Raw genomic sequence first — 22600 nt, forward strand, 5'->3', positions numbered from 1 at the left:
TGTGGTCCCACCCGATCCCTTTCCGAACTCGGAAGTGAAACGCACATGCGCCGATGGTAGTGTGGCCTAAGCCATGCAAGAGTAGGTCATCGCCAGGGGCTTTACCCTAAAACCCCCAGCCGAAAGGTTGGGGGTTTTTCTTTGTGCGCGTGGAAAGTCGATGCCCGCGCAAGTTAATGCCGCGCAAAGTTGATGCCGCGGCAGTTGATACCGCGGAAGTTAATATCGCCGTCAACTCGCAGGGACTACTTTCAGCCGACCGCCCGAAGCGTCAAGACGAGTACGTCGCGGTGAGATGGCTGCTGCGGATCCTGCGCTTCCACCGCGGTAACGCCGTGGAACACGCGCGAATCGTCCACCAGCGCCGCGTCCATTGGATGCGTGAGCGTGAAGCTCCCCAGCTCACGGCCATCGGCGGCATGGATGGTGGTCTTGCCGCTGACGATGTTGTGGCGATCGATCAGCAGGACCAGCACGTAATTGACGCCATCGCGGTGAACGCCCTCCGGCGTCGGTTGCCCGGGTTCGCCGGGGCGTGCCTCGATGCGGAACTGGTGCAGTTCGATGTGCCAGGCCGCCACCTCCGGCGACAGTTCGCCGTAGAAATCGCGGCAGAACTCGACGATCGCGCGCAGGCTGGAACTGGCGACGACCTCGGGCAAGACCGGCTCGAACCAGCGCTCGATGCCGCCCTGGAGGTTGTTGTAGTCACGGCTCTGGTAGTGCGGCTGATGCGGCTGGGGAACGATCCTGCCGGTGCTGCCAGCCGCAAACACGGCATAACGCCGGCTGCGATGGTGGCCGACGGCCGCCAGGTAGGCGTCCGGCGCCAGATCGTCCCAGCTCGCGGCGAACTGTGCCCAGTCATCGAGCGCGTCGCGCTGTTGGAAGAAGACGCGCATCACGCCGCCGGCGACAAAGCTGAAGCCGTCTCGCCTCAGCGTTTCCTGCAGCGCGGAGAAGGTGTTCCGGGTTGTTTGCATTCGGGGGATGGCAAGCAGGGCGCGGCATCGGGCCGCCGCGCGTGGTCGATCGATGGCGGGCCTGGCCCGTCCGGGCCGGCCTTGCCATGCGATCAGGGAGTGATGTTCAGTGCCGCCTGCACCAGCAGCCACAGCACGCAGACAAAGCCGCCAGCCCAGGCGGCGCTGCGCAGCATGTGGTGCCCGCTGACGTACAGCAGGCCGTGCAGGATGCGGAAGACGACGAAAACGATGGCCAGTGTGCCGATCTGCGTGTGCGGCACGCCAGCCAGCTGGGCCATGATCACGCCGGCGGCGAATGGCGCGAACGCTTCGTAACTGTTGAGCTGGGCGGCGTTGGCGCGCAGCGAGCGCTGGCTCTGCTGGCGCTCCTGCCAGCGGCGCGGGTCGCGGTTGTCGTAGCGCTCGCCGCTCGCCTTGGCGACGGCCACCCACAGGTAGGGCAGGAAGGCGGCAATCAGGACACAGACGTACGCAGTGACAAGCGTCATGGCATTCCCCGGTTGAGCAGGACGCCAGCGTAGCCGAAATGACAACGGCGCCCCACTGCCGGGGCGCCGTCGTCGTTGTGCAGCAACGCGGGCCTACTTCGCCGCGGGCTTCATCAGTTTGTCGTGGGCGGCGCGGAACGCGTTGCCCTCGTACCAGTTCGGCCACTGTTCGTTGCCCGCCAGGGTCTTGCCGACGCCATACAGCGCATCGAGGTCCTGGATCACGCCGTCGAGCTTCCACGCCGGGTCGTACTCGTCGCCGGGCTTGTGGTAGCGGTTGTCGCGGTAGTCGACCTGCGCCTTCTGCCCGGCTTCCATGCCGCCCTCGACCAGGTCGTCGCCGCCCTTGGCGTAGAGCGAGGGGACGCCGGCCTTGGCGAAGTTGAAATGATCGGAGCGGAAGTAGAAGCCGTCCTCGGGCGTCGCCTCGGCATGCAGCACACGCTTCTGTCCATCGGCGACGGTCCTGAGGATGTCCTCGAGCTCGGAGCTGCCGAATCCCACCACCGTCATGTCATGGGCCTTGCCGATCACCGGCATGGCATCGAGGTTGATCACCGCCACGGTCTTGTCCAGTGGCGCGGTCGGGTGGGCGACGTAGTACTTCGAACCGAGCAGGCCCGACTCCTCAAGCGTCACGGCCAAGAACAGCAGCGAGCGGTCCGGCGGCGGCTGCTGCTTGCTGAAGGCTTCGGCGATCTCGAGGATGCCGGCCACGCCGGTGGCGTTGTCGACGGCGCCGTTGTAGATGTCGTCGCTGCCGCTCGGGGCCGCTTCGCCGTGACCCTCGTGGCCGTGATTGCCCAGGTGATCCCAGTGCGCCATGTAGACGATGGTTTCGTCCGGCCGGGTGGCACCGGGCAGGCGCGCGATCACGTTGCGCGAGGACTTCTCGCTGATCGTGCTCTTCAGGTCGACCGACAGCTTCGCCTGCAGCGCAATCGCCTTGAAGCCGGGCTTGCCGGCGGCCTTGTAGAGCTCATCGAGATTCTGGCCGAGCGAGGACAGCAGACTGCGCGCAACATCTGCGGTGATCCATCCCTGCGCGGGCAGGCGCGGTTCCGGATCGTCCTTCGCCGGGAGGTCGAACTGCGCGCCCGACCAGGAGTTCTTGACCACGTCCCAACCGTAGGACGCGCCGTCGGTGTCGTGGATGATCAGTGCGGCGGCGGCGCCCTGGCGCGCGGCTTCCTCGAACTTGTAGGTCCAGCGGCCGTAGTAGGTCATCCGCTTGCCTTCGAACAGTTTCGGATCCTGTCCGTGGAAGCCGGGGTCGTTGACGAACATGACCACGGTCTTGCCCTTCACGTCGATGCCGGCGTAGTCGTTCCACTTCTGCTCGGGCGCGTTGACGCCATAGCCGACGAACACCAGTTCGCTGCCGTCGACCTTGACTTCGTTCTTGCCGCTGCGCGTGCCGATCACCATGTCGCTGCCGAACTTCAGTTCGCGCGGCTGGCCCTTGACGTCGAGCTTGAGCACGGTGCCTTCGTCGGCGACGGTCTCGACCATCGGCACGGTCTGCACATAGCTGTCGCCGTTGCCAGGCTGCAGGCCGATCCGCTTGAACTGCGCTTCCAGGTAGGCGACCGTCTTGTCCTCGCCGGGACTGCCGGGAGCGCGGCCTTCGAACTCGTCCGACGCCAGTGTCTTGACGTGTTCGGCGAAGTCGGCGGCGTTGATCGAATCACCGAACGCGTGGCTGCTGCCGACATCGGCAGGGGCAGCGGACGGTGCGGCAGCCATCGGCGCTTCAGAATCGGGCCTGGAGCAGGCCGTAAGCGCCATCGCGCCGACGAAAGCGCTGGCGATGGCGGCGGTAAGCAGGGGGGTGCGGGACATGGGACCTCCGGAATGGACCAACCGCGCAAGACCGTCAGGCGGCCTTGCGCGGATTTCCATTCTAGGGCCCGGTGCCGGCCGGCAACGTGCCGGTCGCGGCAGTTTGGGTGGCGGACCTTACTCCGGCGGCAGCGCGCCGTCGTAGCGCACCGCGGTGGCGCCGCTGATCGCGCCGGTCTTGGCGGTGCTGTGCACGTACAGGGTGACCTTGCGCTCGAACACCAGCGGGCCGTCGACCACGGCATTGGGTCCGATGATCACCTTCGGGTCGCGGCGGTTGAATGAGAACCAGCTCTGGCTCGGCTTGGTGTAGCGGATGCGGCCCTTCACGTGCGAGTTCACGCCGACGGTAAGGTCGCCGTTGACGGTGGTGATGTCGCCACCGACGTCGGTATCGACCAGGCCGATGGCGCCGTTGACCGTCTCGATGCTGCCGCGGACTTCACCGTCGCGGTCGACGAAGACGCCGCCGTTGACCGTCTGCAGGCCGCCGTCCAGTCGCGACTTCTCGCCAACGCGGATGCTGCCGTTGACCGTTTCCAGGCCGCCGACCTGGACGTTCTCGGCGGCGTTGATGCTGCCGTTGACGGTCTCGGCGTCGCCGGCGCGGGCGCCTGCGCCGATCTTGATGCTGCCGTTGACGGTCTCGAGCTTGCCGGCCTGCTGGCCTGGCTCGACGGTGATGCTGCCATTGACCTTTTCGATGTCCTCGGCGGCGAAGGCGGCCGGGGCGGACAGGACCAGGGCGAGAGGGAGTACGAAAGCGGGGCGGATGCGCATCGGTTGGGATTCCGTAATGGGACAGGCTTCAATGCAGGAGATGCGGTCAGGGCGAATTCGGTTTACGCCGCTTCGCTACAATCGCAGCCAGTGCCGGTTCCGGCCCGTGCCCGAAGTCACCTTTCGCCGGTCCGGGCTGTTCCAGAGCCATCCCATCCGATCCAGTTCAGCCAGTTCAGCCAGTTCAGGGAATCCCCGACGTGCCAGCCACCTCCGTGCGCCCCAAACCCGTTGTCCTGCTGATCCTCGACGGCTGGGGCCACCGTGAAGACCCGACCGACAACGCCCTGGCGCAGGCGACCCTGCCGAACTGGCACGCGCTGCTGGCCAGCGCCCCGCACACGCTGATCCACACCGAGGGTCGCCACGTCGGCCTGCCGGACGGGCAGATGGGCAACTCCGAGGTGGGCCACATGAACCTCGGGGCTGGCCGCATCGTCTACCAGGACCTGACCCGGATCGATGCCGCGATCGAGGACGGCAGCTTCTTCGGCAACGAGGAGCTGCGCGCGGCCTGCGCCGCCGCCCAGAACAGCGGCGGCACCCTGCACGTGATGGGTCTGCTCTCGCCCGGCGGCGTCCACAGCCACGAGAACCACATCTTCGCGATGCTCGAACTGGCCCGCCAGGCCGGTGTCGCCAAGGTCGCCGTGCATGCCTTCCTCGACGGCCGCGACATGCCGCCCCGGTCGGCCGAAGCCAGCCTCAAGCGCCTGCAGGATGTCTGCCGCAAGCTCGGCAACGCCCGCGTCGCCAGCGTCAGCGGTCGCTACTACGCAATGGACCGCGACCAGCGCTGGGACCGCCTGCATCGCGCCTGGGACGCGATGGTCGAAGCGCGCAGCGAGCACGTCACCACCGGGCCGATCGAGGCATTGCTGCAGGCCTACGAGCGCGGCGAGAACGACGAGTTCGTCGCGCCGACCGTGATCGAGGGCAGCGCGCCCATGGCCGATGGCGACGCGGTGGTGTTCATGAACTTCCGCGCCGACCGCGCGCGCCAGCTGACCGCCGCGTTCGTCTCGCCGACGTTCGATGGCTTCGCCACGCGCCGGCCGGCGCTGTCGCGTTTCGTCTGCCTCACCGAATACGACGCGCGCCTGCCGGCGCCGGTCGCGTTCGGCCCGGACGACCTGCGCAACACCCTGGGCGAAGTGCTGGCCGCCAACGGCCTCAAGCAGCTGCGAATCGCCGAGACCGAGAAGTACGCGCACGTCACCTTCTTTTTCAGTGGCGGCCGCGAGGATCCCTACGAGGGCGAGACCCGCATCCTGGTGCCGAGCCCGAAGGTCGCCACGTACGACCTGCAGCCGGAAATGAGCTGCCCGGAAGTCACCGCCCGGCTGGTCGCGGCGATCCACTCCGGCGAAGTCGATGTCGCCATCTGCAACATCGCCAATCCGGACATGGTTGGCCACACCGGCGACATAGCCGCTGCGATCAAGGCGGCCGAAGCGGTGGACATTGCCATCGGGGCCATCACCCAGGCCGTGCGCGACACTGGCGGCGCACTGTTGATCACCGCCGACCACGGCAACCTGGAAATGATGCGCGACGCCTCGACCGGTCAGCCGCACACCGCCCACACCGTCGGCCCGGTGCCGTTCGTGTACGTCGGGCCACGTGCGGCGACGCTGCGCAGCGGCGGCGCCCTGCGCGACGTCGCACCGACCATCCTCGACCTGCTCGGATTGCCGAAGCCGGCCGAGATGAGCGGAACGAGCCTGCTGGCGGGCTGATCGAACCCATGCCCGCCACCACGATGACGCGGCTGCTGCGCGCATTCGCCATCGTTGCCTGCCTCGTCGCCACGATGGCGGCGATGCCCGTGGTCGCGCAGAGCAGCAGCGAGGCCGAACGCAAGCTGGAGAAGATCCAGCGCGAGTTGAAGTCGGTCGCCGACGAGCGTCGCAAGATCGAGGACCAGCGCGGCGATGCGTCGCGCAAGCTGCGCGCGGCCGATGAGAAGGTCGGCGAATCCAACCGTCGCCTGCGCGATATCGAAACGCGACTGGCCCGCGAGCAGTCATCGCTGGCGCAGTTGCAGCAGCAGCGCACGGACCTGCAGGAGCGGATGGCGGCGCAGCGCAAGGAACTGGCGCAGTTGCTGCGCGGCGCCTACCTGCAGGGCCAGGACGCGCCGCTGAAGCTGTTGCTGGCGCAGGACAGCGTCGCCGAAGGCAGCCGTACCCTGGCCTACTACGGCTACCTGCAGCGCGACCGCACGGCCCGCATCACCGAACTGAGCGCGCAGCTCAAGGAACTCGATGCGGTCGAGGCGGAGATCGTCCAGCGACGCAGCCAGCTCGACAGCACCCGCCAGCAGCAGCGCAGCCAGCTTGGCGAGCTGCAGTCCGATCGCAGCGAGCGTGCGGCGCTGGTCGCCACGCTCGACCAGCGCTACAAGGACCGCAGTTCGCGCGAGCGCGCACTCGGGCGCGACGCCAAGGGCCTGGAGCAGTTGTTGAAGAAGTTGCGCGTGGCCGCGGCCCGGGCCGAGGCACAGCGGCGCGCGGCGGCCGAACGCGCCGCGCGCGAAGAGGCTCGACGCAGCAGTGGCAGCGGCGACGCCACGCCGCGCAAGCCGCCGGTGGTGGTGGCCAGCGCGCCGGCGCCGCAGGTCGGCGGATTGGGGTGGCCGGTGTCGGGCTCACTGCTGGCCGGCTTCGGCGCGACCATGCCCGACGGACGCAGCAGCGACGGCCTGCTGATTGCCGCCGGCGCCGGTACGCCGGTGAAGGCGGTCGCCGACGGCACCGTGGTCTACGCCGAATGGATGACCGGCTACGGCCTGCTGCTGATCGTCGATCACGGCAATGGCTACATGAGCCTGTACGCGCACAACGACGCCCTGCTCAAGGACGTCGGCGCCAGCGTCAAGCGCGGCGACACCGTCGCCAGCGTCGGCAACTCCGGTGGCCAGGGCCGGCCGGCGCTGTACTTCGAGTTGCGTCGCAACGGTGCGCCGGTGAACCCGGGCACCTGGCTGCGGCGCTGACGGCTGAATGCACGTCCGCCGCCCGTCCGGCGGATTAACGAAAGCCTTCCATTGCCCCGTGCCAACGTGTCCATAATCAACACGCGAATGGACCCGCGCGCGACCGTTCCCCGGAGCGGTCGCGCCGCCGGTCAATGTCCCTGACGTCCTGCCCCGGAGTTTCGTGCATGTCCCTGCGTCACCTGGTTCTGGCTCCTCTCGCTGGTGCAGCCCTCGCGGCTGCGGTCGCCTTGCCGGCCTTGGCGCAGGACACGCCTCCTGCAAGCACGCCTCCTGCAAGCACGCCTCCTGCGAGCGCGCCTCCTGCGAGCGCGGCGCCCGAGGCGCCCATCGAGTCGCCTGACGCGGAGACCACCGAGTCCAAGGTTCCGCTGGAAGAAATCCGCCGCTATGTGTCGGTCTACAACGCGGTCAAGCAGGCCTACGTCGAGCCGGTTGGCGACGACAAGCTGATGCATTCGGCGATCCGCGGCCTGCTGTTCGATCTCGATCCGCACAGCGTCTATCTCGACAAGGACGATGCGGAAAGCTTCGAAGAGCAGTCGCGTGGCGCCTATGACGGCGTCGGCGTGGAGCTGATGCGCCAGCCCGATGGCGGCCTGCGCGTGATCGCCCCGATCGACGACACGCCCGCGGCGCGCGCCGGCGTCAAGGCCGGCGATGTCATCACCGCCATCGACGGCAAACCGTTCAAGCCCGACGAAGGCGACAACTCCGGTCCGCTGCGTGGCGCGGCCGGCAGCAAGGTCACGCTGACGATCGTGCGCGAGGGCAAGGACAAGCCCTTCGACGTCACCATCCAGCGCGAGACCATCCGCATCGCCAGTGTGCGCAGCAAGATGCTCGAGCCGGGCTACGGCTATATCCGCATCAGCGCGTTCCAGGCCGATACCGCGGCCGATTTCGAAACCAAGGTCGAAGCGCTCAAGGCGCAGGCCGGCGGCAAGCTGCGCGGCCTGGTCATCGACCTGCGCAGCAATCCTGGTGGCCTGCTGACCTCGGCGGTGCAGATCGCCGATGACCTGCTCGACAGCGGCAAGATCGTCAGCACGCGCGGGCGCATCGCCATCAGCGATGCCGAGTTCTCGGCGACGCCGGGCGATCGCCTCGGCGGTGCGCCGCTGGTGGTGCTGGTCGATGCCGGTTCGGCCAGTGCGGCCGAAGTGCTCGCCGGCGCGCTTCGCGACAACGGGCGTGCGCGCATCGTCGGCAGTCGCACGTTCGGCAAGGGCTCGGTACAGACCGTGTTGCCGCTGGACAACGGCGACTCGGTCAAGCTGACCACCGCGCGCTATTACACCCCCAGTGGCAAGTCGATCCAGGCGCTGGGCATCACGCCCGATGTCGTGCTGCATCCAGGCAAGGGCGAAGACAAGGCCGTGCGCAACCTCAGCGAGGCGAGCCTGCCGGGCCACCTGCGCGGCGATGGGGAAGAAGGCGACGGCCAGCCGGGCGACAACGCTGGCGACGTGCTCGACGGCGATGCGCCGATCACCGCGGCGCTGGTCGAGCTGAAGAAGCCGGTGGCGAGCAACGCCAAGCCGGCGGCGAAACAATAGCCACGCGCGTGCAGGCGCCAGCACGGCGCCTGCAACGCAATTGCGTCAACGCGGTTTGGCGGGCATCGGGAACGGCGTGACCACCTTTTCGCCGGTGGTCGCGTCACGGATCGCCGACTGGCCTTTGCGCTCGACTTCCTCGACACGCACGATGCTGTGCATCGGCAGGTGCAGCACGCGGGTGTTGCCGAACTCGTCGCGCAGGCGCTCCTCGGTCGGGTCGATCACCACGCCCTCGTGCACATCGAACACCAGTTCACCGACCTCGGTGAATCCCCACAGCGAACCGGAACCGACGTGGCGGGCATAGAGCTCGTACACCTTGCCGGCGTTGAGGAAGGTCACCTTGTAGAGGGGCTTGGCCATGCGCGGGGAGTGTCCGGAGTTCGCGATCGGCGACGGCATTGCGTCGCAGTAGCAAACACAATGGGGCGGGCTTGTTGCCTTCTCAAGCTCGGACCACCTCAAGCCCTGACAACTGCCGGCCTGGGCGATGGCGCCTATAAACCGCGTTTGCGGCGCAGGCGCCGGGCAATGCCGGCGCGGGCGATCAGCGCGAACGCGCCGCCGAACGCGAACCCGGCCAGGTGCGCCGACCAGGCAACCGCGCCGAACGCCGGTCCGATGAAGGTGAAGAGCAGCTGCAGCAGGGCCCACACGCCGATCAGCAACGGCGCCGGAACCTTCACGAACTGCAGGAACAGCCCCAGCGGCACGACCACGCCGAGCTTGGCGCTCGGGAACAGCGCCAGGTAGGCGCCGATCAGCGCCGAGACCGCGCCGCTGGCGCCGATGATCAGCCGGTCGGGGGTGCCGATCGCGATCACCGCGGCCAGGTTGGCCACCGCACCGCCCAGCAGGAACAGCATCAACAGCCGCCACGGCCCCATCGCGCGCTCGGCGGGCAGTCCGAAGATCAGCAGGAACACCAGGTTGCCCAGCAGGTGGGCCCAGTCGGCGTGCAGGAACAGGGCGCTGAACAGGCGCAGCAGCACGCCGCTGCGCAGCGAGGACCACCATTCCTCGGGCGAGGTCAGGCCGCCGGAGAGCGCGCCCCATTCCAGCAGCAGGCGACGCTGGTCGGAGTCGGGGAGCAGTTCGACGCCGATAAAGCACAGCCATAGAACGCTGAACAGGGCTGGCGTGGCCCAGCGAACCGGCGTGCGCTCGCGAGTCGGGATCGAGACGAACACCGTTCAGGCTCCCCGGTGGCCAACGTCATGGAATTGCCGGCAATTTGGCGTTGTGCAAGTGCGGAGGGGCATGCCGGCTTTTGTTAGCTTCGAGTTAACTGCCGCGTTATAGTGCATACGGCGTCGTACGTCGGGAGGGGTTTCCGGCGCGCAACAGGCGCCCGGATTCGGTCGGGTGCCAGGCAATGGCGGCCGCGGAAGACATAAATACTCCAATGGAGACTACACGCATGCAACACGTTCACCGCTTCACCCGCCTGTCGGCGCTGGCTCTGGGCATCACCGGCGTACTGGCAATCGGTCAGGCCGGCGCTACCGGCTTCCAGATTCGCGAGAACAGCGTCAAGAACATGGGCCGCGCCAACTCCGGCACGGCCGTTGCCCAGGACGACGCCTCGGTTGTGTCCAACAACCCGGCGGCGATGGTCAACCTCAAGTCCACCACGGTCCAGGCCGACGTCACCGGCATCGACCTGACCGCCGACTTCACCGGCGGCGGCACCGCAGCCGCAGGCTCCCCGCTCGCCCGTCCGCTGACCGGCGGCAACGGTGGCGACCCGGGCAGCCTCGAGACCGTCCCGGCCCTGGCCGTGGTCGTGCCGCTGAGCGGCTCGCTTGAGTACGTCACCCTGGGCGCCAGCATCAGCGCGCCGTTCGGCCTGAAGACCGAATACGACCGCGACTGGGTCGGCCGCTACAACGCCGTCAAGTCCGACCTCAAGACCGTCGACCTGACGCTGTCGGCCGCGATCGAGCTGAGCGAGCGCTTCTCGGTGGGCGTCGGCTTCATCTACGAGCGTGCCGAAGCCACCCTTTCGAACGCCGTCGACTTCGGTTCGGCGATCTGCCGCGTCAACGTTGCTGCGTGCATCACGCCCAACCCGGTTGCCGCGCCGTTCGGTCCGCAGAAGAACGATGGTTTCGCCGAAGTGACCGGCGACGACACCGGCATCGGCTGGCTGTTCGGCGCCCAGTGGCGTCCGACCGACCAGCTCTCGATCGGCTACTCGCACCGCTCCGAGATCGACCATGACCTGGAAGGCTCGATCGAGTTCACCAAGCCGGCCGCCGTGCAGGCGCTGTTCGGCGCTGCTGGCATCACCCAGTACAACTCCGGTCCGGGTGGCGCAGCGCTGACCACCCCGGCGGTGGACACGTTGAGCGTGCAGTACGACTTCAACGACGACTTCCGCATGATGGCCGACATCCAGCAGACCGGCTGGGAGTCGTTGCAGTCGATCAACATCAAGCGTTCCAACGGCGCCCTGGTTTCTTCCGAGGCGTTCAATTGGGAAGACACGATGCTGTATTCGCTGGGCGCCGAATACGATCTCAACGACAGCTGGGCGCTCCGCGCAGGCGTCGCCAGCGACGAAACGCCGACCAACGACCAGGCCCGTACCCCGCGCTTGCCCGACAATGACCGCATGCTGTACTCGGTTGGCGTGACCTGGCAGGCGACGCCGGCCCTGAGCGTCGATGCGGCCTACATGTACATCTCGATCGACAGCCCGACCATCGACGTGGTTTCCTCGAGCGGCTCCCACCTGGTGGGCGAGTTCAAGGGTCACGCCGACCTGCTGGGCTTCTCGGCACGCTACAAGTTCTGATCCATTGCGTCATTGCTGCATGAAAAAGCCCCGCTTCGGCGGGGCTTTTTTTGTGCGCGGCGCGGGCTGTCCTTCGACTTCGCTGCGCTACGCTCAGGACGAACGGGTTGATGCGGAGCGCTACGCTCAGGACGAACGGGTTGATGCGGACCGCTACGCTCAGGACGAACGGGTCGATGCGGATGGGCGGGCCGGAGCCCGCCCGATGCCTCAGTCGCCCAGCGTCAGCAGCGAGGCATTGCCGCCGGCTGCCGTGGTGTTGACGGTGATCGTCTTCTCGGTAGTGAAGCGCGGCAGGTAGTGCGGGCCGCCGGCCTTGGGGCCGGTGCCGGACAGGTTCTGGCCGCCGAAGGGCTGCACGCCGACGACCGCACCGATCTGGTTGCGGTTGACGTAGCAGTTGCCCACCTTCACTCGCGCGCTGATCTTCTCGATGGTTTCGTCGATGCGCGAGTGGATGCCGAGCGTCAGGCCGTAACCGGTGGCGTTGATCGCGTCGATCACCGCATCGAGCTGGTCGGCCTTCCAGCGGATCACGTGCAGCACCGGACCGAAGACTTCCTTGTGCAGCTGGTCCAGCGACTTGAGCGCGTAGGCGCGCGGGGCGAAGAAGCTGCCGTGCGCGGTGTCGCTGTCGACTGCGACTTCGCCGATCTTCGTCGCTTCCACGTCCATGCGCGCGGCGTGGTCGACGAGCATCTTGAGCGCGTCTTCGTCGATCACCGGGCCGACGTCGGTCGACAGCAAGCCCGGGTCGCCGACCTTCAGTTCGGCCATCGCGCCGGCGAGCATCGAGGTCACCTTGTCGGCGATGTCCTCCTGCACGAACAGCACGCGCGCGGCCGAGCAGCGCTGTCCGGCGGAAGTGAAGGCCGAACCGATCGCATCCTTGACCACCTGCTCGGGCAGCGAGGACGAGTCGGCGATCAGCGCGTTCTGGCCGCCGGTCTCGGCGATCAGCACGCCGATGGCGGCATCGCGCGCGGCCAGTGCGCGGTTGATCGCGCGGGCGGTGTCGGTCGAGCCGGTGAAGGCGACGCCGGCGATGCGCGGGTCGCGCGTGAGCGCGGCGCCGACGGTGGCGCCGTCGCCGGGCAGGAACTGCAGCACGGCTTCGGGCACGCCGGCCTCGTGCAGCAGCTTCACAGCGTAATAGCCAATGAGGTTGGTCTGCTCGGCCGGCTTGGCGATGACCGAGTTGCCTGCGGCAAGCGCGGCGGCAATCTGGCCGGCAAAGATCGCCAGCGGAAAGTTCCAGGGGCTGATGCAGACGAACACGCCGCGGCCGGACAGCTGCAGCGTGTTGGACTCGCCGGTCGGGCCCGGCAGGGCTTCGACCTGGAACAGCTTGCGCGCCTGGCCACCGTAGTAGCGCAGGAAGTCGACCGCCTCGCGCACTTCGGCGACGCCGTCGGGCAGGGTCTTGCCGGCTTCCTTGGTGCACAGCGCCAGGTACTGCGGCATGCGCTGCTCGAGCAGGTCGGCGGCGTGTTCGAGGATCGTGGCGCGGCTGGCGGCCGGCAGCGTGTTCCAGGCGTCCTGCGCGGTGACGGCGTTCTTCAAGGCCTGCTCGACGGTTGCGGCATCGGCGGCCTGCCACTGGCCGACGGTCTCGCGACGGTCGGCCGGGTTGGTCACGGCAATGCTGGCGCCGCCGATGGTCGTGCCCGGCACGAGCGGGGTGGCGCGCCAGTCGCTGCGGGTGGCCTGGTTGACCTGCTCGGCGAGTGCGCGCAGCTGGTCGTCGTTGGCGAAGTTGATGCCCATGGAATTGGTCCTGTCTGCATGCTGTTTCGAGTCCGCGTAGCTGCGGTACAGATCGACCGGCTGCGGGATGCGCGGATGCGCGATGGAGTCGAAAGAGGAAACGGTGGCGACCGGATCGTGGATGAGGTCATCGATGGCGATGTCCTCGTCGGTGATGCGGTTGACGAAGCTGGAATTGGCGCCGTTCTCGAGCAGGCGGCGCACCAGGTACGGCAGCAGGTCTTCATGGCTGCCGACCGGCGCGTACACGCGGCACGGTACGTCGAGGCGTTCGGCCGGAATCACTTCGGCGTAGAGGTCGTCGCCCATGCCGTGCAGCTTCTGGAACTCGAAGTGCTTCGCACGGCCCATCGTCTTCGCGCGCTGGTGGATCGTGGCGATCGTCTGCGCGTTGTGGGTGGCGAACATCGGATAGATGGCGTCGCCGGCCTCGAGCATGCAGCGCGCATTGGCGAGGTAGCTGACGTCGGTGTTGGGCTTGCGCGTGAACACCGGGTAGCCCGGCTGGCCGTCGACCTGCGCGCGCTTGACCTCGCTGTCCCAGTACGCGCCCTTGACCAGGCGCACGGGGATGCGGCGGCCGTGGCGGCGGGCGAGGTCGGCAATGAAGGTGATCACTTCCGGCGCGCGCTTCTGGTACGCCTGGATCGCCAGGCCGTAGCCTTCCCAGCCGTTGAGCGAGGCATCGGCGTAAGCGGCGGCGATCACGTCCAGCGACAACTCGAGACGGTCGGCCTCTTCGGCGTCGATGGTGAAGCCGATGCCGTAGGACTTGGCCAGCTGCGCCAGTTCGAGCACGCGCGGCGTCAGCTCGGCAAACACGCGTTCGCGCTTGGCATGCTCGTAGCGCGGGTGCAGCGCCGAGAGTTTGACCGAGATCGAAGGCGCGGCGAATACGTCGATGCCGACGAAGTTTCCCCGAGCATCGCCTTGGCGATGCGGAGAAGCATGTTTGCCGATCGCGTGGATCGCATCGCGGTACGCCTGCAGGTAGCGCAGCGCATCCTTGGTGGTCAGCGCGCCTTCGCCGAGCATGTCGAACGAATAGCGGTAGCTTGCATTGGCGCCCTTGACCGAGCGCGCCAGCGCCTCGCCGATGGTCCGGCCCATCACGAACTGGTGGCCCATGATCTTCATCGCCTGGCGTACGGCCAGGCGGATCACCGGCTCGCCGACGCGGCCGAGCAGGCGCTTGAAGGCGCCGTGGACGTCGCGCTTGGTGTCGTCGTTCAGGTCGACCAGGTGCCCGGTCAGCATCAGGCCCCAGGTCGAGGCATTGACCAGCACCGAATCGGACTGGCCCATGTGCCGCTTCCAGTCGGCATCGCCGAGCTTGTCGCGGATGAGTTTGTCGGCGGTCTCCTGGTCGGGGATGCGCAGCAGCGCCTCGGCCACACACATCAGCAGCACGCCTTCCTCGCTGCCCAGGTCGTACTGGCGCATGAAGGCCTCGATCGCGCCCTGGTCCTTGGCGCGGGCACGCACGCGCTGGACGATGCCCGCGGCGGTGGCCTGGGCGGCGTCGCGCTCGGCGTCGGGCAGTCGGGCGAGCTCGAGCAGGGCGCGGACGTGCCCGGCCTCGTCGCGGACCCAGCCGGCGGTGATCGCGGCACGGGGCGCAGCCGGCGCCGGCGGGAGTTCGGGGCTGAGCAGCGCGCGCGTCGGCGGCGGGCCGTCGCTGGCGACGGCGGGGGAAGCGTTGATGGTCATCGGGCCCGGGGAGACTGCCGTGGGGAGCCCACTAGTTTAGAGGCTATGGGCGTCGCTGGCCCGTGCGCCCGTGGCCCCGCCCCGGCGGGCAGCGCCCTTCCGAAGTCGGAGCGCGCTGGGGAATTTTTGGCCCGCAAGCCCCTCAAGCGCGGCAAAGAGCCGTTTTTGCAAGGTGCAAGGCCCGCTTACTGCATCGTGCAGGTTGCCGCAGCAGTGGTCGGCGGATACCATTTCCCGGTTATCCGTAGCGCTATGGGGCGATCTGCCCCGGCGTGATGGGCCCCATACCAAGTGTCAGGGGCTCGCCAGCCACCTCCGTCCGGACGGTCCCCGCGTGTTGCGCGGCCGGTGCCGGGAGAGGCAGCCCGCGGAGCACGACATCGCAACCGTATCCAATACGTTACCTAGTTGATATTTCTGGGGCTCGAACAGATGAAAGCCGGTCGTTTCAAGCAGTGGGCAGCGGGCGTCGCCGCAATGGCGCTGCCGGTCCTTGCGTTCGCGCAGGCGGCCGATCCCAAGCCGTGGCAGCTGAACATGGGCAAGGGCGTCACCGCCCAGTCCACCAATGCCTATGACGCCCACATGTTCGCGCTGTGGGTCTGCGTGGTCATCGGCATCCTGGTGTTTGGCGCCATGGCCGTGGCCATGGTCAAGTTCCGCCACTCCAAGGGAGCGGTGCCGGACAAGGACTTCACCCACTCGACCAAGCTCGAGATCGTCTGGACCGTGGTCCCGGTGGTGCTGCTGGTGCTGATGGCGTTCCCCGCCACCAGCAAGCTGATCAAGATGTACGACACCCGCAACGCCGAGATGACCGTCAAGATCACCGGCTACCAGTGGATGTGGAAGTACGAGTACCTCGGCGAGAACGTGGCCTTCACCAGCCGCCTGGACCGCAAGAGCGACGCGATGCGCCAGAGCAAGGCCGTGCCGACCGTCGACCAGCTCCCGCACTACCTGCTCGACGTCGACCACGTCCTGGTCCTGCCGACCGAGACCAAGATCCGCTTCGTCATCACCGCCGACGACGTGATCCATGCCTGGTGGGTGCCGGCGCTGGGTTGGAAGCAGGACGCGATCCCGGGCATCGTCAACGAGGCCTGGACCGACATCTCCAAGCCAGGCATCTACCGCGGCCAGTGCGCCGAGCTGTGCGGCAAGGACCATGGCTTCATGCCGATCGTGGTCAAGGCCGTGCCGAAGGCGGAATACCAGCAGTGGCTGGCTTCCGAGAAGGCCAAGAACGCCCCGGCCCCGGCTCCCGCCGCGCCTGCCGCACCTGCGGAGCCCGCCGCTGCACCGGCTGAACAGCCGGCGCCGGAAGGCACCACCCCGAACACCGAAGCCGTCGCCGCTGTCGCGGCTGCCGGCTGATCGTCACGCAATCCTGAGGTAGGCCATGGCCGTCACGCACGCTGACACCCATCACGATGATCACGCCCACAAGCAGGGCTTCATCGAGCGTTGGTTCTTTTCGACCAACCACAAGGACATCGGCACGCTGTACCTGATTTTCAGCTTCATCATGTTCATCATCGGCGCGTTCATGTCGGTGCTGATCCGGACGGAGCTGGCGCAACCGGGCCTGCAGCACTTCAGCCCCGAGTTCTTCAACCAGATGACGTCGATGCACGCGCTGGTGATGATCTTCGGTGGCGTCATGCCGGCGTTCGTCGGCCTGGCCAACTGGATGATCCCGCTGCAGATCGGCGCGCCGGACATGGCGCTGCCGCGAATGAACAACTGGTCCTTCTGGATCCTGCCGTTCGCCTTCACCCTGCTGCTGATGACGCTGTTCCTGCCGGGCGGTGGCCCCGCCGGTGGCTGGACGCTGTACCCGCCGCTGTCGCTGCAGGGTGGCAACAACGTTGCCTTCACCATCTTCGCCATCCACATGATGGGCATCAGCTCGATCATGGGCGCGATCAACGTCATCGCCACCATCCTCAACATGCGCGCCCCGGGCATCGACCTGCTGAAGATGCCGATCTTCTGCTGGACCTGGCTGATCACCGCCTTCCTGCTGATCGCCGTGATGCCGGTGCTGGCTGGCGCGGTGACGATGCTGCTGACCGACAAGTTCTTCGCCACCTCGTTCTTCAACGCGGCCGGCGGCGGCGACCCGGTGATGTTCCAGCACATCTTCTGGTTCTTCGGTCACCCCGAGGTCTACATCATGATCCTGCCGGCGTTCGGCATCGTGTCGGAGATCATCCCGACCTTCAGCCGCAAGCCGCTGTTCGGCTACCAGGCGATGGTGTACGCAACCGCCTCGATCGCCTTCCTCTCGTTCATCGTGTGGGCGCACCACATGTTCACCGTCGGCATGCCGCTCGGTGGCGAGATCTACTTCATGTTCGCCACCATGCTGATCGCGGTGCCGACGGGCGTGAAGGTGTTCAACTGGGTCACCACGATGTGGCGCGGCTCGATCTCGTTCGAGCCGCCGATGCTGTGGGCGATCTCGTTCGTGGTCCTGTTCACCATCGGCGGTTTCTCCGGCCTGATGCTGGCGATTGTTCCTGCCGACTTCCAGTACCACGACACCTACTTCGTGGTGGCGCACTTCCACTACGTGCTGGTGACCGGCGCGCTGTTCGCGATCATCGCCGCCGTGTACTACTGGTGGCCGAAGTGGTCCGGGCGCATGTACAACGAAGGCATGGCCAAGTTCCACTTCTGGTGGACGATGGTCTTCGTCAACCTGCTGTTCTTCCCGCAGCACTTCCTGGGCCTGGCCGGCATGCCGCGCCGCATCCCGGATTACAACGTGGTGTTCGCGGACTGGAACCTGGTGAGCTCGATTGGCGCGTTCGGCATGTTTGCCACGCCGTTCATGATGGCCTTCATCCTGTGGCGCTCGAAGGCTGCCGGCGTGCAGGCCGAAGCCCGTGCCTGGCCGACCGCGCGTGGCCTGGAGTGGACCGTGCCGAGCCCGGCGCCGCACCACACCTTCACCACGCCGCCGGTCATCAAGGATGGCGACCTGGCCCACGGCGACATCACGCACTAAGGTCCTGATCGTCATGACTCCGATCACCGATCCCACTGACGTTGCAGCGCGCCGCAAGGCGGCGCGTCGCACCGCCGTGTGGGTGGCGGTGGTCGCGGTCGCGATCTACGTGCTGTTCCTTCTCGGTGGGATGCTCGGCAAATGAGCGACATCCAGGACAAGAAGAACAGCGCCGGTCTCACCAAGATGATCGTGGTGGCAATTTTCGCCTTCGGCCTGACCTTCGCGCTGGTGCCGCTGTACCGCATCGCCTGCGAGAAGGTCTTCGGCATCCGCCTGGAGCGCACCGCCGCCGAAGGCGTCGCCGACGCCAAGACACCGGCGGACAAGCGCGTGATCACCGTGCAGTTCGATGGCGGCACCAATTCGAAGCTGCCGTGGGACTTCTCGCCGAACCAGGTCACGATGCAGGTCGTGCCGGGCGAGCAGTACGAGACCACGTACCACGCCCGCAACACCGCGCAGCGCACCATCGTGGGTTCGGCCGTGCCGTCGGTCGCGCCTGCGCGCGCCTCGGGTTACTTCAGCAAGACCGAATGCTTCTGCTTCACCGCCCAGACGCTCAAGGCCGGTGAAGTTCGCGAGATGCCGGTGCGTTTCATCGTCGATCCGAACCTGCCGGCCGACGTGAAGACGATCACCCTCTCGTACACCTTCTTCAAGAACGACACGCTCACCGCACGGGCGCAAGGCACGGCGAAGGCCGCGTCCGCACCGTTGTCGGCACCGTGACGCTGCCCTTTTCCCTGTAATCGCACCACTCAGACGGAACGCCGCCATGGCCCAAGCCCATACGCCAGACGCCAGCCACTACTTCGTGCCGCATCACAGCCGCTGGCCGTTCCTCGGTTCGATCGCGCTGTTCATCACCATGATCGGCATCGCTGCCTGGTTCTCGGAACTGGGCAACTGGGGCAAGCCGGCGTTCTTCTTCGGCATCGCGCTGATGGTCGGCGTGCTGTTCGGCTGGTTCAGCGACGTCGTGCGCGAGTCGGTGCAAGGCAACTACAACAAGCAGGTCGACACCTCGTTCCGCATGGGGATGATCTGGTTCATCTTCTCGGAAGTGATGTTCTTCGGCGCCTTCTTCGGCGCGCTGTTCTACGCCCGCCAGCTGGCGATGCCGTGGCTCGGCGGCGAAGGCGACGGCGTGATGACCAACGCCCTGCTGTGGCCGCAGTTCAGCGCCGCCTGGCCGAGCAACGGCCCGGGCGCGATCGGTGGCGTCTACCAGACCATTCCGGCCTGGGGCCTGCCGCTGCTCAACACCCTGATCCTGCTGACCTCGGGCACCACCGTCACCGTCGCCCACCATGCGCTGAAGGCGGGTCACCGCAAGCAGCTGCTGGTGTTCCTCGGCCTGACCGTGCTGCTGGGTTCGCTGTTCCTGTACTTCCAGGCCGAGGAGTACATCCACGCCTACAAGGAACTGAACCTGACGCTGGGCTCGGGCATCTACGGCTCGACCTTCTTCATGCTGACCGGCTTCCACGGCGCGCACGTGACCCTGGGCACGATCATGCTGGCGGTGATCTGGTTCCGTTGCCTCAAGGGCCACTTCACCAAGGACAACCACTTCGCATTCGAAGCGGTGGCCTGGTACTGGCACTTCGTCGACGTGGTCTGGCTCGGCCTGTTCCTGTTCGTCTACGTGCTGTAACCACCCCGGCACGGACCAGGGTTCGCTATCGGCCAACGCTGTCGAAAACCTGGTCCAACAAAAAAGCGACGGCATGCCGTCGCTCTTTTGCTTTATTGGACGCCGGTTTTGAGTCGTTCGCGCGGCGTCAGTTGCTGACGCCGTGGAACTTGATCCAGCCCATGTAGTTGGCCAGCACCACCAGCAGTATCAGCGCGATGGACAGCGCGATGCGGCGAGTCAGCGCATTGACGGTGCGCTTGCTCTCGCCCTTGTCCACGAGCATGTAGTAGAGGCCGGCGCCCAGGTTCCAGAGAATGACGATCAGGAAGGCAATGACCACCAGGGTCTTGAGCGAATCGTTCATGGCGGCCTCCAGTCGGCTCCATGGCAGGGCGAGGCGTTCATTATTGCAGCCGCACGGTGCCAGCGCGTGAGCAGGCGCCGCAACCTCGTTGTCGGCTGGATCCTGGCGGCGCTGGTGATCGCGCTGTTCGTCCGCCTGGGCCTGTGGCAGACCCATCGCGCCGTCGAGAAGGAGGCGATGCTCGACGCCGCCGCGAAGGTGCTGCAGCGCCGCGATCCGCAGTCGCTCGCCGCTGCCGGCGGTGCCGCGCGCGCCCACACCTACGACTGGGCCACGGGCAGCGGCCAGTTCGACGCGCGCGACGCGCTGCTGCTCGACAACCAGCAGCGCAACGGCCGCGCCGGCGTTCGCGCCTACCGGGTCTTCGTGCCCGCGCAGGGCGGTCCGTTGCTGGTCGACCTGGGCTGGCTGCCGCTCGGCGGAGATCGCAAGCTGCCGCAGGTTCCGCGGCCGGAAGGCACGCTGCAACTGCGCGGCCTGCTGGCGCCGCCGCCGTCGACCGGGCTCGCGCTGGGGCCGGCACTCGGACGCGATCACGAGGCGTGGCTGATGACCCGCGTCGACTTGGCGGCGATTGAAAAGGCCACGGGCCTCCCGGCGCCGTTGGCGCCGCGTGTGCTGCGCCTGGATCCGGCCATGAAGATCGGATACGAGCGCGACCTGGCACTGCTGGCCAACACCTTGCCGCCGGAGCAACACCGCGGCTACGCCGTCCAGTGGTTCGCGCTGGCCCTGGCCGTGCTGGTCACCGCCCTGATCCTGACTTTCCGCAAGCGCCGCGTGGCCTGAGGCAGAACATGCAAGACACCCCCCACCATCCGCACGACGATCACCAGCGCAAGCGCAACCGCGTGCTGCTCCTGCTGATCTTCGGCCTGTTCTTCGGCACCATGCTGGTGGCGGGACTGCTGCGCTTCTCCGGCTGGCGTCCGCAGGGCAGCAAGAACCACGGCGAGTTGCTGCAGCCGCCGGGCGACCTGCGTGCGCTGTCGCCGCGCCTGCTCGACGGCGGCGAGTACGTATGGAAGAGCGGCGAGCGCACCTGGCGGATCGTGGTCGCGGCGCCCGTCGAGTGCGACGCCAAGTGCCGCAAGGTTGCCCACGACGTCGACACGGTGTGGCAGACATTCGGCAAGGATGCGGACGACGTGCACGTGCTGTGGGCCTGTGCGACGACCACCTGCGCATGGCCCAGGGGCGCGCCGGTGCCGGCCACGCTGAAACTGCTGCAGCCCGATCCGCGCCTGCGCGAGGGGATGCCACGCCTGGACGAGCGCGTGCCCGGCAAGGACGGCGAACTGCCCGTCTACGTCGTCGATCCGTACGGCTTTGTCATTCTGCGTTACCCTCCCGGCTTCGATCCGGCAGGGCTGCGCGCCGATGTCGCCAAGCTGCTCAAGCTGAAGTGATCCCACCTAGACGCCAACCATGAACCAAGCCGTGGACCACAAGCCTGCAGACAACCGCGCTCCGCGAGCGGCGCAGTTTCGACCGGCGACCTACCGACATTTCCATCGCATTGCCTGGCTCGCCGTCGCGCTCGCCCTGGGCGTGATCGTGTTCGGCGCGTTCGTGCGCCTGTCCAATGCCGGCCTGAGCTGCCCGGACTGGCCGACCTGCTACGGCCGAGCCGCGTGGCCGACCGTCGCGCACGAGATCACCGACCACGCCGCCACCGCGATCCGTCCGGTCGAAGTGCACAAGGCCTGGCGCGAACAGTTCCACCGCATGATCGCCGGCGCCCTGGGCCTGCTGGTGCTGACCCTGGCGCTGCTGGCCGCGCGCAAGCGCCGCTACGGCGCCGCGCAGGTGCTGGCCGCCGCGGCGCTGGTCGCCATCGGCATTCCGCTTTACATGCACGGCGAACACGTCGCCGCCTCGGTACTGGCGATCGCCGGCGAGGCGATCCTGTTGTTTGCCGCACTGCGCTGGAGCAACCTCGACCTCGCCCGCGTCGCCGTGATCACCCTGGCGGTGATCATCTTCCAGGCCCTGCTCGGGATGTGGACGGTGACGTGGCTGCTCAAGCCCATCGTGGTGATGGGACACCTGCTCGGCGGCCTGCTGACGTTCTCGCTGTTGCTGTGGATGGCGTGGCGCGCGACCGACCTGCCGATCCGCCTGGCGGAAGCGGTGACGGTGCGCAGGCTGGTGATAGCCGGCATCGTCCTGCTTGGCGTGCAGATCGCGCTGGGTGGCTGGACCAGCGCGAACTACGCCGCGCTCGCGTGCGGCAATGATTTCCCGAAGTGTGTTGGCCAATGGATGCCGGCACACGACTTCCGCGAAGCATTCGTGCTCTGGCGCGGGATTGGCGTCGACTACGAGGGCGGCATCCTCGACGGCGAGGCACGCATTGCCATCCAGCTAGCACACCGGACGATGGCGCTGGTCGTGTTCGTCTACCTGATGTGGCTGGCGCTCAAGCTGGTCCGCACGCCGGGCATGCGTGGCTGGGCAACCCTGCTGGGCCTGCTGACGCTGGCACAGGTCGCACTGGGCATCGGCAACGTCAAGCTCGGCCTGCCGCTGACCGTGGCCGTGCTGCACAACGCCGGCGCGGTGCTGCTGCTGTTCGTACTGGTCTCGCTGCTCGCGCGCCTGCGCACGCCGGAGCCGTGATGGCCGCCCCCAAGTCACAAGCT

General features: G+C 67.2%; 20 protein-coding genes and 1 rRNA gene. 13 read left to right on the plus strand and 8 right to left on the minus strand.

Annotated elements, in window-relative coordinates; translation table 11 throughout:
* A 5S ribosomal RNA gene (rrf, locus tag AC1DER_RS07880) occupies positions 1–98 on the plus strand; the annotation flags it as partial.
* A 153-nt stretch (positions 99–251) separates the two neighbouring features.
* Here rrf and AC1DER_RS07885 read toward each other — a convergent pair.
* The 4 genes from AC1DER_RS07885 to AC1DER_RS07900 form a co-directional block, all read right to left on the minus strand.
* Positions 252–983, minus strand: a complete 732-nt coding sequence (locus tag AC1DER_RS07885) for a 2OG-Fe dioxygenase family protein (RefSeq protein ID WP_477248517.1) — start codon at positions 981–983, stop codon at positions 252–254.
* A 92-nt stretch (positions 984–1075) separates the two neighbouring features.
* Positions 1076–1474 carry an MAPEG family protein gene (locus AC1DER_RS07890; RefSeq protein ID WP_477248515.1) on the minus strand — a complete coding sequence of 133 codons (399 nt, stop codon included), beginning with the start codon at positions 1472–1474 and terminating at the stop codon, positions 1076–1078.
* A gap of 93 nt (positions 1475–1567) precedes the next feature.
* Positions 1568–3316: a M28 family metallopeptidase gene (locus AC1DER_RS07895; RefSeq protein ID WP_477248513.1), complete on the minus strand. Its 1749-nt coding sequence runs from the start codon at positions 3314–3316 to the stop codon at positions 1568–1570.
* Positions 3317–3433: 117 nt separating this feature from the next.
* Complete coding sequence (locus AC1DER_RS07900; RefSeq protein WP_477357830.1) at positions 3434–4096, minus strand: DUF4097 family beta strand repeat-containing protein; 663 nt, start codon at positions 4094–4096, stop codon at positions 3434–3436.
* A gap of 200 nt (positions 4097–4296) precedes the next feature.
* On the opposite strand from AC1DER_RS07900, the gene gpmI reads away from it, so the two are divergent.
* The 3 genes from gpmI to AC1DER_RS07915 all read left to right on the plus strand — a co-directional run bounded on the left by gpmI (position 4297) and on the right by AC1DER_RS07915 (position 8653).
* Positions 4297–5835 (plus strand): 2,3-bisphosphoglycerate-independent phosphoglycerate mutase, encoded by a 1539-nt coding sequence (gpmI, locus tag AC1DER_RS07905; RefSeq protein WP_477248511.1) that lies wholly within the window; start codon positions 4297–4299, stop codon positions 5833–5835.
* Between the two features lie 8 nt (positions 5836–5843).
* Entirely contained in the window at positions 5844–7094 is a 1251-nt protein-coding gene (locus tag AC1DER_RS07910; RefSeq protein ID WP_477357833.1) for a murein hydrolase activator EnvC family protein, read from the plus strand.
* 167 nt (positions 7095–7261) lie between these two features.
* The gene (locus AC1DER_RS07915; protein ID WP_477357836.1) at positions 7262–8653 is read left to right on the plus strand and encodes a S41 family peptidase; all 1392 of its coding nucleotides are present in this window, start codon (positions 7262–7264) and stop codon (positions 8651–8653) included.
* A 45-nt stretch (positions 8654–8698) separates the two neighbouring features.
* On the opposite strand, the gene AC1DER_RS07920 is transcribed toward AC1DER_RS07915, so the two are convergent.
* Together AC1DER_RS07920 and AC1DER_RS07925 are read right to left on the minus strand one after the other, a co-directional pair.
* A complete protein-coding gene (locus tag AC1DER_RS07920; protein WP_441816349.1) occupies positions 8699–9019 on the minus strand; it encodes a DUF1820 family protein in 321 nt (106 codons plus the stop codon).
* A 134-nt stretch (positions 9020–9153) separates the two neighbouring features.
* A complete protein-coding gene (locus AC1DER_RS07925) occupies positions 9154–9846 on the minus strand; it encodes a rhomboid family intramembrane serine protease (RefSeq protein WP_441816350.1) in 693 nt (230 codons plus the stop codon).
* A 230-nt stretch (positions 9847–10076) separates the two neighbouring features.
* Here AC1DER_RS07925 and AC1DER_RS07930 point away from each other — a divergent pair, with 230 nt between their 5' ends.
* Positions 10077–11456 carry an OmpP1/FadL family transporter gene (locus AC1DER_RS07930; protein ID WP_441816351.1) on the plus strand — a complete coding sequence of 460 codons (1380 nt, stop codon included), beginning with the start codon at positions 10077–10079 and terminating at the stop codon, positions 11454–11456.
* Positions 11457–11666: 210 nt separating this feature from the next.
* On the opposite strand, the gene putA is transcribed toward AC1DER_RS07930, so the two are convergent.
* Entirely contained in the window at positions 11667–14933 is a 3267-nt protein-coding gene (gene putA, locus AC1DER_RS07935; protein WP_477357839.1) for a bifunctional proline dehydrogenase/L-glutamate gamma-semialdehyde dehydrogenase PutA, read from the minus strand.
* Positions 14934–15365: 432 nt separating this feature from the next.
* On the opposite strand from putA, the gene coxB reads away from it, so the two are divergent.
* The 5 genes from coxB to AC1DER_RS07960 are packed head-to-tail and all read left to right on the plus strand — an operon-like array spanning position 15366 to position 19609.
* Complete coding sequence (gene coxB, locus AC1DER_RS07940; protein ID WP_477247271.1) at positions 15366–16310, plus strand: cytochrome c oxidase subunit II; 945 nt, start codon at positions 15366–15368, stop codon at positions 16308–16310.
* A gap of 25 nt (positions 16311–16335) precedes the next feature.
* Positions 16336–17949, plus strand: a complete 1614-nt coding sequence (gene ctaD / locus AC1DER_RS07945) for a cytochrome c oxidase subunit I (RefSeq protein WP_477247269.1) — start codon at positions 16336–16338, stop codon at positions 17947–17949.
* A gap of 13 nt (positions 17950–17962) precedes the next feature.
* Positions 17963–18094 (plus strand): hypothetical protein, encoded by a 132-nt coding sequence (locus tag AC1DER_RS07950; protein ID WP_477247267.1) that lies wholly within the window; start codon positions 17963–17965, stop codon positions 18092–18094.
* On the plus strand, positions 18091–18681 hold the full coding sequence (locus AC1DER_RS07955; protein WP_477247265.1) for a cytochrome c oxidase assembly protein: 591 nt from the start codon (positions 18091–18093) through the stop codon (positions 18679–18681). The genes AC1DER_RS07950 and AC1DER_RS07955 overlap by 4 nt, the downstream gene beginning before the upstream one ends.
* A 46-nt stretch (positions 18682–18727) precedes the next feature.
* Positions 18728–19609: a cytochrome c oxidase subunit 3 gene (locus AC1DER_RS07960; RefSeq protein ID WP_477247263.1), complete on the plus strand. Its 882-nt coding sequence runs from the start codon at positions 18728–18730 to the stop codon at positions 19607–19609.
* Between the two features lie 127 nt (positions 19610–19736).
* Here AC1DER_RS07960 and AC1DER_RS07965 read toward each other — a convergent pair whose 3' ends face one another.
* Positions 19737–19955, minus strand: a complete 219-nt coding sequence (locus tag AC1DER_RS07965) for a twin transmembrane helix small protein (RefSeq protein WP_441816358.1) — start codon at positions 19953–19955, stop codon at positions 19737–19739.
* Positions 19956–20021: 66 nt separating this feature from the next.
* Between AC1DER_RS07965 and AC1DER_RS07970 the strand changes: the two genes are divergently transcribed.
* Genes AC1DER_RS07970 through AC1DER_RS07980 form a run of 3 tightly spaced genes read left to right on the plus strand, consistent with a single transcriptional unit; the run spans position 20022 to position 22577 of the window.
* Positions 20022–20744, plus strand: coding sequence for an SURF1 family protein (locus AC1DER_RS07970; protein WP_477247261.1), 723 nt, complete (start codon positions 20022–20024; stop codon positions 20742–20744).
* A gap of 8 nt (positions 20745–20752) precedes the next feature.
* Entirely contained in the window at positions 20753–21364 is a 612-nt protein-coding gene (locus AC1DER_RS07975; RefSeq protein WP_477247259.1) for a hypothetical protein, read from the plus strand.
* 19 nt (positions 21365–21383) lie between these two features.
* The gene (locus AC1DER_RS07980) at positions 21384–22577 is read left to right on the plus strand and encodes a COX15/CtaA family protein (RefSeq protein ID WP_477247257.1); all 1194 of its coding nucleotides are present in this window, start codon (positions 21384–21386) and stop codon (positions 22575–22577) included.
* Positions 22578–22600: the final 23 nt, after the last annotated feature.

This window comes from Lysobacter sp. 05T417, from assembly GCF_056396405.1.